The organism is Xanthomonas sp. NCPPB 1325, assembly GCF_041477645.2.
Lineage (GTDB): Bacteria > Pseudomonadota > Gammaproteobacteria > Xanthomonadales > Xanthomonadaceae > Xanthomonas > Xanthomonas cannabis.
Genome location: NZ_CM192985.1, coordinates 4,061,182 through 4,073,802, shown reverse-complemented (window position 1 = coordinate 4,073,802; position 12,621 = coordinate 4,061,182). Strand labels below are relative to the sequence as shown.

Below are 12,621 nucleotides of genomic sequence, written 5' to 3'. Positions count from 1 at the left end.
CCGCCGGACGGACCTCAGGCCCTACACTTGGCGGATGGATGAAATGAGACCGCCTCCGCGCTCGCGCACGATTTACCTGCTGCCGAACCTGTTCACCACCGCCGGGCTGTTTTCCGGGTTCTACGCCATCATCGCCGCTGCCAATGGCCAGTTCGTGCAGGCGGCCATGGCGGTGTTCGTGGCTGCGGTGATGGACGGGCTGGACGGCCGGGTGGCGCGCCTGACCAACACCAGCAGCGAGTTCGGTGTGCAGTACGACTCGCTGGCCGATCTGGTCAGCTTCGGCATGGCCCCGGCGCTGGTGATGTACCACTGGTCGCTGTCGGCGCTGAAGTACGACAGCAACGTGATGGGCCGGGTTGGCTGGTCGGCTGCCTTTTTGTATGCAGCCTGCGCGGCGTTGCGGCTGGCGCGCTTCAACACGCAGGTCGGGGTGGTGGACAAGCGCTGGTTCATCGGGCTCGCCAGCCCGGCAGCGGCGGGGCTGATGATGTCCTTCGTGTGGGCATTCGCCGACGACAGCCTGGGCTTCGATGGCGAGCAGCTGCGCTATGTGGCGCTGGCCGTCACGGTGGTGTCGGCGCTGTTGATGGTCAGCCGGATCCGCTTCTGGAGCTTCAAGGGTGGCGCTCGCGGCCCGCGTGCCGACCGTGTGCCGTTTCTGGCGTTGGCCATCGCCACGGTGGTGATCGCGTTGCTGGTGATCGATCTGGCGCGCTCGCTGCTGGTGATCGGCGTGTTGTATGCGTTGTCCGGCCCGGTGATGTGGCTGTGGCGGCGCTGGCGGCGCGTGCCCGAGCTCCCGTGAGCCGGCGTCCATGAACCAGGCAGCCAGCGAACCGGTGTGGTCCGATCTGCAGGTGTCGTGCCTGCAGGCGATGGGGCACACCGTGTATCTGGACCGTGATGCGGCCGATGCGTTGCCTGCACCGGTGGACGTGGCCGACAGCGCGCCGGTGTCGGCGCCAGTGCGTGCGCCACGCGCAGCGCAAACCGCGCCGGCTGCCAGCGCATCGCCGCGGCGTCCGGCGCCTGTAGCGCCGGCCGAGCCGCCGCGCGTCCCGGACACCACCGCCACGACCGCGCCCCAACGGCGCAGCCGTGTCGGTCTGCCCGATCGCCTGCAGATGGCGCTGTTGCGTGCGTCCGGTTGCAACCCCGGTGATCCCAGCACCCAAGCCTTGATGGCGTCCTGGCCGTTGGCCGAATTGCGTGGCAACCCGGCCGCCAAGCGGGCACTGTGGCCGCAGCTGCGCGCCTTGCGTCGTCGCCAGGACCCGGCATGAGCGCGATGAACGCGCCGCTGCCCGCCACGTTGCGTGCCATGCGCGAAAGCGATCTGGACGTGGTGATGGAGATCGAGCTGCGCGCCTACCCGTTTCCTTGGACGCGCAGCATCTTTCGCGATTGCCTGCAGGCCGGTTACCCGGGATGGGTGATGGAGCAGGCTGGCCAGGTCATCGGCTATGGCGTCATCAGCGTCGCTGCCGACGAGGCACATGTGCTCAATGTCTGCATTGCGCCCGAAGCACAATCGCAAGGGCACGGGCGCGTGCTGTTGCGCGCGCTGATCAAGGGCGCCTGCGACCGCGGCGCGCGGCGCGCATTTCTGGAAGTACGCCCATCCAATCCGTCGGCGATTGCGCTGTATCACTCCGAAGGCTTCAACGAGATCGGGCGGCGTCCGCGGTACTACCCCTCCCACGCCGGCCGCGAGGATGCGTTGGTGATGGCGATCGAGTTGTTCTTCGAAGGCTTCTCCTGAGCGAGCGCGGCAGTCCTGCCATGGCGGGGCGCTGTGCGCTGACTTGAGTGCGGATCTGGCGCGCATCGGTGCGATGCGAGAGGCGCAAGCGTACGCGTGAGAAGGCCACGATCCTGGCGATGGACACGGCTCGCCATAGCGGCTGGAGCAGCGAACGAGACGGTTACGTGCCCCGCAGGCGGGCGCGGCCGGTGCCCGAGATGGACAGCTGTCTGTCGATTCCGGGTCCTGCATGCCGCCCGCACCACTAGACGGCTGCTCGCGACATTTCGCTGAGCGCTCGTGAAACATACGTGCACCGTTGCGCCGCATGCGTGCCGCTACGGATGCTGCGCTTGGTCGCAGGCGAGACGGTCCAAACGCGCTGATGGACCGCATCATCGCCAGCAGTTGCGGTGAGATGCTTCGTCTGCGATCACGGCGTCTCTTGCGTGCCTTGCGTCAAGCACCCGTGCGCGGGATGTCTCGGCCGGATCGCGCACGCCACGTGAGTCTGTCGGGATACGTGTCGCTCATGCAGCGCGTCGACGAACTTCCAACGCGTACGGCATCACCGGTTGCGTTATCGCGGCAACCACATGCGCAGCGATCGAACGCGTGGCAAGCGACACGTCACTGTGCACCGCACGCAGCTTGACGCTGCCTGTGTGTGATCGCAGCGACACCCGGTATCCGACCCATGCACGGCTGCACTGCGACACGCATCATGTTGCGTTGCAGTGTCCCTGGCGCTGTCCTCGCGTGTCTTGATTGCAGCGTTTTGTCCTCTCTCGCGTGTCTCGCAACCGTTTGCGTGACTGCGCGTGCATATCGATGCATTGCCTAGATACAAGCGATTGCGATGCTCCTAGTATCGGTGGCGCGGAACTGAAAATTACAAACCTGAAAAGTACGTTCCGTAGTCGATAGACGAGGGATGTGCCGCTGCGCGGTGCATCGAACCCATTCGAGGGAGACATCCAAGATGAAGCCGAAATTGTCAACGGCGGCCGCCGCGTCGCTGTTTGTCGGGTCGTTGCTGCTCACCGGCGTTGCCTATGCCGATCCTGCGCTGGAAGTGGCAACCACCGGGTGGGCAACGCAGAACGGTGGCACCAAGGGCGGTTCGAAAGCCGCCGCCGCCAACATCTACACGGTCAAGACTGCTGCGGAACTGAAGAACGCGCTCAAGGCCAGCGTGGGAAGCAACGGACGCATCATCAAGATCAGCGGCATCATCGATATCAGCGAAGGCAAGGCCTATACCACGACGGCCGATATGAAGAGCCGCGCACGTCTGGACATCCCGACCAAGACCACGCTGATCGGCATCACCAGCAACGCCGAGATCCGCGAAGGCTATTTCTACGTCAAGGCCAATGACGTCATCATCCGTAACATCACCATCGAAAATCCGTGGGACCCGCAGCCGGTGTGGGACCCGGATGATGGCAGTGCCGGCAACTGGAATTCCGAGTACGACGGCCTGACCGTGGAAGGCGCCACCAATGTGTGGGTGGACCATGTCACCTTCACCGATGGTCGCCGCACCGACGACCAGAACGGCACCGCCAATGGCCGCCCCAAGCAGCACCACGATGGCGCAATGGACGTCAAGAAAGGCGCCAACTTCGTGACCATCTCGTACTCGGCGTTCAAGTCGCACGAGAAGAACGACTTGATCGGTTCCAGCGACAGCGCTTCCAGCACCGATAGCGGCAAGCTCAAGGTCACCATCCACAACACCTTGTTCGAAAACATCTCCGCGCGTGCGCCGCGGGTGCGCTTTGGCCAGGTGCATCTGTACAACAACTACCACGTGGGCAGCACCAGCCATAAGGTGTACCCGTTCTCGCACGCACATGGCGTGGGCAAGGAGTCGAAGATCTTCTCCGAGCGCAATGTGTTCGACATCAGTGGCGTGAGCAGCTGCGACAAGATCGCCGCCGACTACGGCGGCAGCGTGTACCGCGACCAGGGCTCGCTGCTCAACGGCAAGGCACTGAGCTGCTCGTGGAACAGCAACATCGGCTGGACCCCGCCCTACACCTACAGCCTGTTGTCGGCCGACAAGGTCGCCGCCGACGTCAAGGCAAAAGCAGGCGCCGGCAAGCTGTAAGCGATCGCACCTTCGACAAGACGCGCCACATGCAGTGCGCGACGACGCGTGCTGCATGTGCTGCGGAGTCATTCCAAAAACGCAGGTGCAATATGTGCGAAATGTACTGTTAAAAAATGTACATACGCATTAGCATCGGACGGGCTCGCTAGGGGACTGGCCTGATGGCCTGGGCGAGCACACGGGGAGCACACCGCACGGCGGTGTGCCATGCACCACTCATTCAAGAGATTTGATCACCATGTCGAAAGCATCGACTGTTGTGGGACGTACCGTTGTGGGTGTCATGTTGAGCGCCACGTTGTTGTCGACCACGGCCCACGCCGCCGACCCCGCGCTGGAGGTTGCCACCACTGGTTGGGCCACCCAGAACGGCGGTACCAAGGGCGGTTCGAAGGCAGCGGCCGCGAACATCTACACCGTCAGCACCGCAGCACAATTGAAGGCCGCATTGAAGGCCAGCGTCGGCAGTAACGGGCGCATCATCAAGGTCAAGGGTGTCATCGACATCAGCGAAGGCAAGCCCTACACCAAGACCTCGGACATGAAGACGCGTGCGCGCCTGGATATCCCGACCAAGACCACCTTGATCGGCGTCGGCACCAATGCGGAAATTCGCGAGGGCTATTTCTACGTCAAGGCCAATGACGTCATCGTGCGTAACCTCACCATCGAAAATCCGTGGGATCCGGAGCCGAAGTGGGACGCCGACGATGGCGACAAGGGCAACTGGAATTCCGAGTACGACGGCCTGACCGTGGAAGGCGCCACCAATGTGTGGGTGGACCATGTCACCTTTACCGATGGTCGCCGCACCGACGACCAGAACGGCACCGCCAACGGCCGCCCCAAGCAGCACCACGATGGCGCAATGGACGTCAAGAAAGGCGCCAACTTCGTGACCATCTCGTACTCGGCGTTCAAGTCGCACGAGAAGAACGACTTGATCGGTTCCAGCGACAGCGCTTCCAGCACCGATAGCGGCAAGCTCAAGGTCACCATCCACAACACCTTGTTCGAGAACATCTCCGCGCGTGCGCCGCGGGTGCGCTTCGGCCAGGTGCATCTGTACAACAACTACCACGTGGGCAGCACCAGTCATAAGGTGTACCCGTTCTCGCACGCACATGGCGTGGGCAAGGAGTCGAAGATCTTCTCCGAGAACAACGCCTTCGACATCAGCGGCGTGAGCAGCTGCGACAAGATCGCTGCCGACTACAAGGGCAGCGTGTACCGCGACCAGGGCTCGCTGCTCAATGGCAAGGCGCTGAGCTGCTCGTGGAACAGCAACATCGGCTGGAAGCCGCCGTACACCTACAACTTGCTGTCTGCCAACAAGGTCGCTGCAGACGTCAAGGCCAAGGCCGGTGCCGGCAAGCTGTAACCAGGTGCAGGCAACGCTGTGATGGCTGCAGCGCCAAACAGCAACATCCAACGCCCGCAGCACTGCGGGCGTTGGTCATTCTGAGCCTGGGTATTCGCCACGACACGCTGCGTATTGGCGCAGCGCAGCCATCCAGCCCCATCGCCTTGTCTGCCGGCCGACGCGTCCTCAGTCTTGCGCAGCGTTGCTCGCGCCCTGGCCGGGCGCGCAGACGGGCTTCTGGCGTTTGTCCACCAGCTTGCCCATCAGGCGATCGCTGAGCGGGAGCATGTCGCCGTTGAGTCGCCAGTCGTAGATCACGCTGAAGGCCAGCACGCGCGCAACATAGTCGCGGGTTTCCTTGTAGCTGATGGTCTCGATCCAGAAGTCCGGCTCGAAGCCGGGGCGCTGCGATAGCCAGCGGCCGGTCGGGGCGGGGCCGGCGTTGTAGGCGGCGATGGTGAGGTAGGGCAGGCCGTAGGTGTTGAGCAACTGACGCAGGTAGGCGGTGCCGATGGCGATATTGGTGTCCGGCTCGTACAGGCTGGCGGCGCCGGCATAGCCGGGCAGGGCGATCCCCTTGGCCACCGCCGCGCCGGTGCCCGGCAATACCTGCATCAGGCCCATCGCATTGGCGGGCGAGCGTGCGCGCGGATTGAAGATGCTTTCGGCACGGATCTCCGCGGCCACCCAGGCCGGGTCGATCGCATTCTTGGCAGCTTCGCGACGAATGCTGTCGTCGTGATGCAGCGGGAAGCGCAGCGAATACAGCCGCTGCTCGTCCGGTTGCTTGCCAAGTGCAAACACCGCGCGGTCGAACCAGCCGTTGTCGCTGGCCACTTCCACGGCCAGGCGGCGCTGGGTGTCATCGAAGCGGCTGGCGGCATCATTCCATTCGGCCACCGCCCAGCCGGGACGGTCGATCTGGAACAGGGCGATCGCGCGCATCAGTGCGGGATCGCGTGCCACCGCGGCCTTCGCCTGCGGGCTGTCCTTGGGCTCCCATGGGCATAGCCGATACGGTTGCTGCAGCCGGTCGGCCGCCAGGAAGCCGTGAAAGGTGGGCGACTGCGCCGCTGCGCGATACAGCGGCTGTGCAGCGGCGGCCGCGCCGGTCTTTTCGGTGAGGCGCGCTTCGAAATACTGCCAGCGCGAGTCGGCGCGTTGGCTGGCCGGCATCTTGCGGATTGCTGCCAACGCCGCGGGCCAGTCGCCACGCGCCATCGCCTCGCGCGCGCGCCATTCGTGCAGGCGTTCGTCATAGGCGCCGTCGGGCACCGCGTTGAGCCGGCGCGCCGAGTCCGGCAGGTAGGAGGCGACTGTCCAGAGCGCGATCTGATACAGCACCTGGCCGCGTTGCGCGTCGCTGAAACCCAGCGCGCTGGCCAGCGGCGGCAACTGTTGTTCGGCAGCATCGGGGTCGCTCTTGGCGAGCTTGGCCAGGCCATCGACGGCGATGCGGCGGCTGCGTTCGGTCCTGGGCCAACCCAGTGCACGCGGGTGGACCTTGTCGAGAAAGGCAGCGTAATCGGTTGCCAGTGCCAGATCAGCCGCCGGCAAGCCACGCGCCGCGGTACGCATCACCGCAGGCAGCTGCGCATCGGCGGCGGCTTCCACGCGCTCCCAGCGCAGCGCCGGGGTCAGATCGCCGCGCGCATCCAGAGCGGCAATGACGGGTTCGCAGGCGTCGGGCAGGGGCTTGCCGTTGCGCCACAGCCCCAGCGCGTCGCGGCTCCACTGCGCGTCCATCCGTCCGGTGGCTTGCCGCGCAGTGAGGTGTGCGCAGCGCAGGCCCGTATTGTCGGTGTTCTTCCAATTGGCCAGCAGCGTGGTCCAGTCCTGACGCCGTGCCACTGCCGGCAGCCAGGTGCTGCGGAAGCTCTCGGCCACCGGCTGGCCGGCGTAGCGCTGCAGAAAGCTCTGCGCCTGCGCGTTCGAGACGGTGTCGATGCTGCGCTTGAGGGTGGCGAACTCCAGCCAGCCATACAGCGGATGGCGGTTCAAGGCAGTGAGCTGGGCGGGATCGGACTGGCCGCGCTCTGCCGCGGCGATGGCATCGCGCATCGCGGTCAGCTGGGGATCGAGGATTTGCGCATGCAAGGCGGTGCTGCCAAGGCACAGCAGGCCGGCGAGGAGAGCGGCGAAACGGGGGGCAGAAGTCATCGCGCGATGATACCGAAGCAGGGCTGGGCACCTGAGTGAACGCGCGAGACAACCATGCCGGCGAACCATGCAGCCTTGACCATGCTCCCTACGCGGTGGCGGCAGCGCGGCGTCATGGCGATCGCCATCGCCATCGCCATCGCCGTCGCGCGAAATGTGCAGACGCTGGCGCCAGGCACAGGCCGGCCCCGAGCGCGACACGCATCGCAGTGCTGCACCGCCAGATTGCGATGCGTTAAGGTTTCGTTTACAACTTGGCGCGGGACCGCAGGGCACGGGGGCGTGCGGACACTTTGAAGATCCTTCCGGAGAGAGAAAGGATGAAGCGTCTGATTTGCCCGTCGCGGTCGCGCCTGGCCGTGCAGTTGTCGTTGTGTTTGATTCCCACACTCGCCTGGGCGCAACAGCCCGAGGCCGCACCCGGCACGCGCACGCTCGATAGCGTGCAGGTCACCGGTACCCGCATCAAGACGGCCGAGTTGCAAGGCCAGGTGCCGATCCAGACGCTCAACCGCGCCGATATCGAGCGCACCGGCCTGACCTCGATCGGCGAGGTGCTGCAGGAGCTCACCGCGTCCGGTTCGGCGCTCAACGCCAAGTTCAATTCGTCCGGCAATTTCGGTTTCCCGCCCGATGGAGGCGGGGTGGGCGCGGGCTCGGCGCAGGTGGATCTGCGCCATCTCGGCTCCAAGCGCGTGCTGGTGCTGGTCGATGGCATCCGCTGGGTCAACGAATCCTCGGCGTCCGGCGTGGGGTCGTCGACCGACCTCAACACCATTCCGCTGGCGATCGTGGAGCGCATCGAAGTGCTCGAAGACGGCGCCTCGTCGTTGTACGGCTCCGACGCGATCGCCGGCGTGGTCAACATCATCACCCGGCGCACCTTCGATGGCGCGCAGGTCACGCTCAACTACGGCCAGTACGGCAAGGGCGATGGCGCCAACCAGGGCGTGGATCTGGCCTGGGGGACCAGTGGCGAGGATTTCAGCCTGTTTTTGGGCGCCAGCTACGTCAAGCAGGATCCGATCTATGCGCGTGACCGTGCGCAGGCGCGCTTCCCGATCCCCGGTACCGGGCTGACCTTCGGCAGCTCGGCCACGCCGGACGGGCGCTTCCAGTTCGTCGACCCGAACACCGGTGTGCGCCAGAACCTCACCCCCAATGCCGGTGTGGGCACGCCGCAATACGATGGCAGCGCCGGTTGCACGCGCAGCGATGATTACCACTGCTTCGGCACCGCCGATCGCTACAACTTTGCCGAACAGAACCTGCTGCTGACGCCGTCCGAGCGCAAGGGCGTGTTTGCGCAGTTCCGCTATTACTTCAACGACGATGTGCAGTGGTACGTCAAGGCGTTGGGCAATCGCCGCGAGTCGACCAACCAGGCCGCACCGGAGCCAATCTTTCTCGGCCCCGATGCAGGCACCGGCAATCCGCTGGCCGACAACATCCGGATCTCGGCGCTCAATCCGTTCAATCCGTTCGGCTTCGATCTGGATTCGGCCACCAATCTGATCCAGATCGGCCGGCGCCCGGTGGAAGGCGGGCCGCGGCGCTACCAGCAGCAGGTGGATACGCAATACGTCGGCACCGGGCTGGTGGGCACCTTCGAGGGCGCCGCGCGGACCTGGTTCTGGGACGTCAACGGCATGTACAGCAAGAACAAGGCCGAGCAGACCAATTACGGCAGCTACAACCTTTTCAACATCAATCTGGCGCTCGGCGACCCGGCTGCATGCGCGGCAGTGGCCGGCTGCGTGCCGCTGGATATCTTCAGCGGCGCCGGCAGCATCACGCCGGACATGTTGCGCTGGATCCAGCCGGTGGTACGCGACCGCAGCCAGAACGAATTGAACCTGTTCACCGCCAACCTCAGCAGTGAACTGTTCCAGTTCCCCGGCGGCGCGGTGTCGTTTGCCACCGGCTACGAATACCGCAAGTACGAAGGCGCGTATCAGCCCGATCCGCTGACCGTGGCCGGGCGCTACAACGGCGTGCCGTCGTTGCCCACCTCCGGCAGCTACGACGTCAACGAGGCCTATCTCGAACTCAACATCCCGATCTTCGCCAACTCCTCGCTGGGCGACAAACTCGATCTGAACATCGCCGGGCGCTATTCGGATTACTCCACCTTCGGGGGCGAGTTCACGCCCAAGTACGGCCTGCGTTGGCAGGTGACCGACGAGCTGGTGTTGCGCACCAGTTACGCCGAAGGTTTCCGTGCGCCCACCATCGGCGAGCTGTTCGGTTCGGCCGCACGCGCCGACCTGCAGCTGTCGGACCCTTGCTCGATCGGCCTGGGCGGCACCGCACCGCGTGGCAGCGCCGCCAACTGCGCCGCACTGGGCGTGCCGGGCGGGTACCAGCAGGCCAATCAGCAGATCTCGGTGACCACCGGCGGCAATGAACAGCTGGACCCGGAACGCTCACGCAGCTTCAGTGCCGGCTTCGTCTTCAGCCCCGGCTTTGCCAGCAACGCCAGCTGGTCGGATCGGCTCGATCTGGAAGCCACGTTCTATCGCCATCATGTGGACGGTGCGATCCAGGCAATCAATGCGCAGACCCAGCTGGATCTGTGCGTGGACACACTGGACGCGCTGTATTGCGACGGCATTGCACGCGCCTCCACCGGCGGCATCAATGCGTTCAACAACCGCCTGACCAACCTGGGCTCGATCAAGACCGACGGTTGGGACGTGGACGTGTTCTGGACATTGCCGGAAACCGCGTTCGGCCGCTTCAAGCTGTCGTGGCAGAACACCTTCGTGGGCCGCTACGAGGCGCTTGGCGCAGCGGGCCAGCGCCAGCCGCAGGGGCCGGGCATCGAAGTGGTCGACAGCGCGATTCCCGAGTGGACCAGCAACGCCGTGCTGGATTGGTCGCTGGGTAACTGGACGGCGTCGTGGACGGCGCGGCACATCTCCAAGCTCACCGAGCAGTGCGGCGATGCGGTGGAGTTTGCGGTGTGTGGCAATCCGGCCGAGGGCACCAATCAGCTGGATGCAATCACCTATCACGATGCACAGATCGGGTATCGCGTCGATTGGCTCAAGGGCCTGCAGCTCACGGCCGGCTTGAACAACGTGTTCGACAAGGACCCACCGATCTGCCTGTCGTGCTCCCTCAACGGCTATGACGCCTCCACCTACGACATTCCCGGCGGGCGTTTCTGGTACGCGCGCGTGGACCTGAAGTTCTAGGGGGCGACCAGACGCCGCGTGGTTCCCAGGGAGGCCCACGTGTGCCGACATGCAACGGCGGTCATGCACAGGCATGATCGCCGTTGCGCCTTGCTCCTGGCGTCGGGCCTGGGAGCCGGCCGCCAGGCGCCATATTGATGGACGGAGCGCTGCCGTGCAGTGGTTGCGACGGACCGGATGCAACGGCCGCTTTAAAGGGTTGCTATCGGGCGATAGTCGGGCAAGGCGATCCTGTTGGAATCACGTGCGAAGCCGTCAGTGACGAGACGACGAACAATCGGCATGCCTGCCACGCGCATCGCCCCACGCAATAGCGTCAGCCCTATTGCGGAGTGCGGCCACAGCAGGCGCGGCACGAGCTTGGGAATGTTCTGACCTTCCTTGACGAACGGGCGCATGATCCGTTCGTAGCGCATGCACGCGTGCATCGGCGAGACGGCCTGGGCAAGTTCGCCTGCCAGCACGTAGCTGCCGACCAACGCCAGCGTCGTGCCGATGCCCGACAGCGAGGTGGGGCACCAGGCGGCATCGCCCGTCAGCACCACCCGGCCGGCGGACCACCGCGGCATGTGCACCTGACGCAACACATCGAAATAGAAATCGTCGACGTCCCGCATCGCGGCGAGAATGCGTGGAAATTCCCAGCCATCGTTGGCGAACTGGGTTTCGATGAAGCGGTGCTGCCGCTCCGGCGTCCAGGCGTTCTCGCCTCCGGGCTTTTTTTGTATGCCCAGGTAAGCGCCAAGCTTGCCGTCGAGTGCGGGTTTGAGCGTTGCGCCGCGTCCGCCCACCGTGTTGTATTGCCTGGCATAGGCACTGTCGTGCGATTGCCGGGGGATGCTGAAATACGCAAGGGTCAGGTCCATCCAGCGCGGCACGTTCTCGCCGGGAAACACCAGTTCGCGGGTATGCGACCCAACGCCTTCGGCGACGATGACCGCGTCGTAGCGGGCGCATCGACCACTGTGGAAGGTGATCTCGACACCGGCCTGGTCCTGGGCGACACCGCACACGCTGTCGCCGAAGCGATAGGCCACGCGTTCGCGCGAGGCCTCGTACAACATGCGTGCAAGGTCGCCGCGACGGATTTCCAGGTCGGCGGTGGGTCCGCTGTCGGTGTCTGACGCGTCTGCCTTGAACCGCGCAATGACGCGATCGTCTGCGTCCACCCAGTCGGTGCCGAGCTCCCTGGTACTGCGTTCGAATGCGCGGGCTTCCAATCCCATGCGGCGCAGCACGTCGCGCGCATTGCCCCGGACGTCGACGTTCTGGCCGCCATCACGAAACGCCGATGCGCGTTCGACCACCTCCACCTCGACCCCGTACGCGTCAAGCCACCACGCAGCGGTGGTCCCGGCGACGCTGGCGCCTGTAATGAGTATCCGGCGGGACATGCGACCACTCCTGCAGTGAGTTTACATCACGCATGATACGTAAATATCATGCGTGATGCTATTCGCCGACAGCGGATTCCAGGTTGGCGATGAGCCGGCCGAGAAGCGCCGTCAGCAGGCCGGCGTCCTTGCCGGAAAATCCCGAGACGCCGAGTGCATTGACATCGAGCAGGACGGTACGCCCGGTTGCGGCGGCGTCTTGCCCTGCCGCGGTCAAGCGGACGGTGGCGGCGCGCTTGTCGGTCGACGATGCTTCGCGCGCGATCAGCGCCATCGCTTCAAGCTTGTCCAGCAACGCGGCCATCGCCGGCTGCTTCACCGCAGACTCGCGTACCAGGTCCCGCTGCAGCATCGGGCCCTTCCAGGACAACAGCAGTAATGGCCCGATCAGCGCGAGCGTGAGTCCATGCTCGCGCAGGCGGGCATCGACCAGACGATTGAAGACGCGCGCGGCATGGTTGGCCAGATAGCCGGGCGCGATGGCGGCTTCCGGGTGGATGTCCGAGGTCATGCGCAAAGCATAGCCCACGTGTGCCCGGCGAGGCGCTTGCGTCAATGGCGCTGCGGTCATCTTGCAGGCAGCAGTACCGTTGACGATGAAGTGGCGCCCGGTGCTGTTGCCGAGCGCATGCAACCGC

The 12,621-nt window shown here is 64.9% G+C and carries 9 protein-coding genes; 6 read left to right on the top strand and 3 right to left on the bottom strand.

All coding sequences use genetic code 11. The features are described 5' to 3' along the window. Positions 1-34 precede the first annotated feature (34 nt). The 5 genes from pssA (at position 35) to ACCQ10_RS17125 (ending at position 5,247) form a co-directional block, all read left to right on the top strand. A complete protein-coding gene (gene pssA / locus ACCQ10_RS17145) occupies positions 35-808 on the top strand; it encodes a CDP-diacylglycerol--serine O-phosphatidyltransferase (protein ID WP_039412527.1) in 774 nt (257 codons plus the stop codon). Between the two features lie 10 nt (positions 809-818). Beyond that, entirely contained in the window at positions 819-1,286 is a 468-nt protein-coding gene (locus ACCQ10_RS17140; RefSeq protein ID WP_372361372.1) for an alanine acetyltransferase, read from the top strand. Beyond that, positions 1,283-1,765 (top strand): ribosomal protein S18-alanine N-acetyltransferase, encoded by a 483-nt coding sequence (rimI, locus tag ACCQ10_RS17135; RefSeq protein WP_372361371.1) that lies wholly within the window; start codon positions 1,283-1,285, stop codon positions 1,763-1,765. Before ACCQ10_RS17140 ends, rimI begins: the two co-directional genes overlap by 4 nt. Positions 1,766-2,729: 964 nt before the next feature. Further along, positions 2,730-3,863, top strand: a complete 1,134-nt coding sequence (locus tag ACCQ10_RS17130) for a pectate lyase family protein (protein ID WP_039412517.1) — start codon at positions 2,730-2,732, stop codon at positions 3,861-3,863. Positions 3,864-4,149: 286 nt separating this feature from the next. Beyond that, complete coding sequence (locus ACCQ10_RS17125; protein ID WP_228314561.1) at positions 4,150-5,247, top strand: pectate lyase family protein; 1,098 nt, start codon at positions 4,150-4,152, stop codon at positions 5,245-5,247. A 168-nt stretch (positions 5,248-5,415) separates the two neighbouring features. Here ACCQ10_RS17125 and ACCQ10_RS17120 read toward each other — a convergent pair whose 3' ends face one another. Beyond that, positions 5,416-7,389, bottom strand: coding sequence for a transglycosylase SLT domain-containing protein (locus ACCQ10_RS17120; RefSeq protein WP_372361370.1), 1,974 nt, complete (start codon positions 7,387-7,389; stop codon positions 5,416-5,418). Positions 7,390-7,709: 320 nt separating this feature from the next. Here ACCQ10_RS17120 and ACCQ10_RS17115 point away from each other — a divergent pair, with 320 nt between their 5' ends. Next, entirely contained in the window at positions 7,710-10,589 is a 2,880-nt protein-coding gene (locus ACCQ10_RS17115; protein ID WP_372361369.1) for a TonB-dependent receptor, read from the top strand. A 191-nt stretch (positions 10,590-10,780) separates the two neighbouring features. Here the strand turns inward: ACCQ10_RS17115 and ACCQ10_RS17110 are convergent, their stop codons facing one another. Together ACCQ10_RS17110 and ACCQ10_RS17105 are read right to left on the bottom strand one after the other, a co-directional pair. Continuing rightward, positions 10,781-11,983: an FAD-dependent monooxygenase gene (locus ACCQ10_RS17110; RefSeq protein ID WP_372361368.1), complete on the bottom strand. Its 1,203-nt coding sequence runs from the start codon at positions 11,981-11,983 to the stop codon at positions 10,781-10,783. A gap of 58 nt (positions 11,984-12,041) precedes the next feature. Continuing rightward, positions 12,042-12,494, bottom strand: a complete 453-nt coding sequence (locus tag ACCQ10_RS17105) for a MarR family winged helix-turn-helix transcriptional regulator (RefSeq protein WP_372363160.1) — start codon at positions 12,492-12,494, stop codon at positions 12,042-12,044. Positions 12,495-12,621 lie beyond the last annotated feature (127 nt).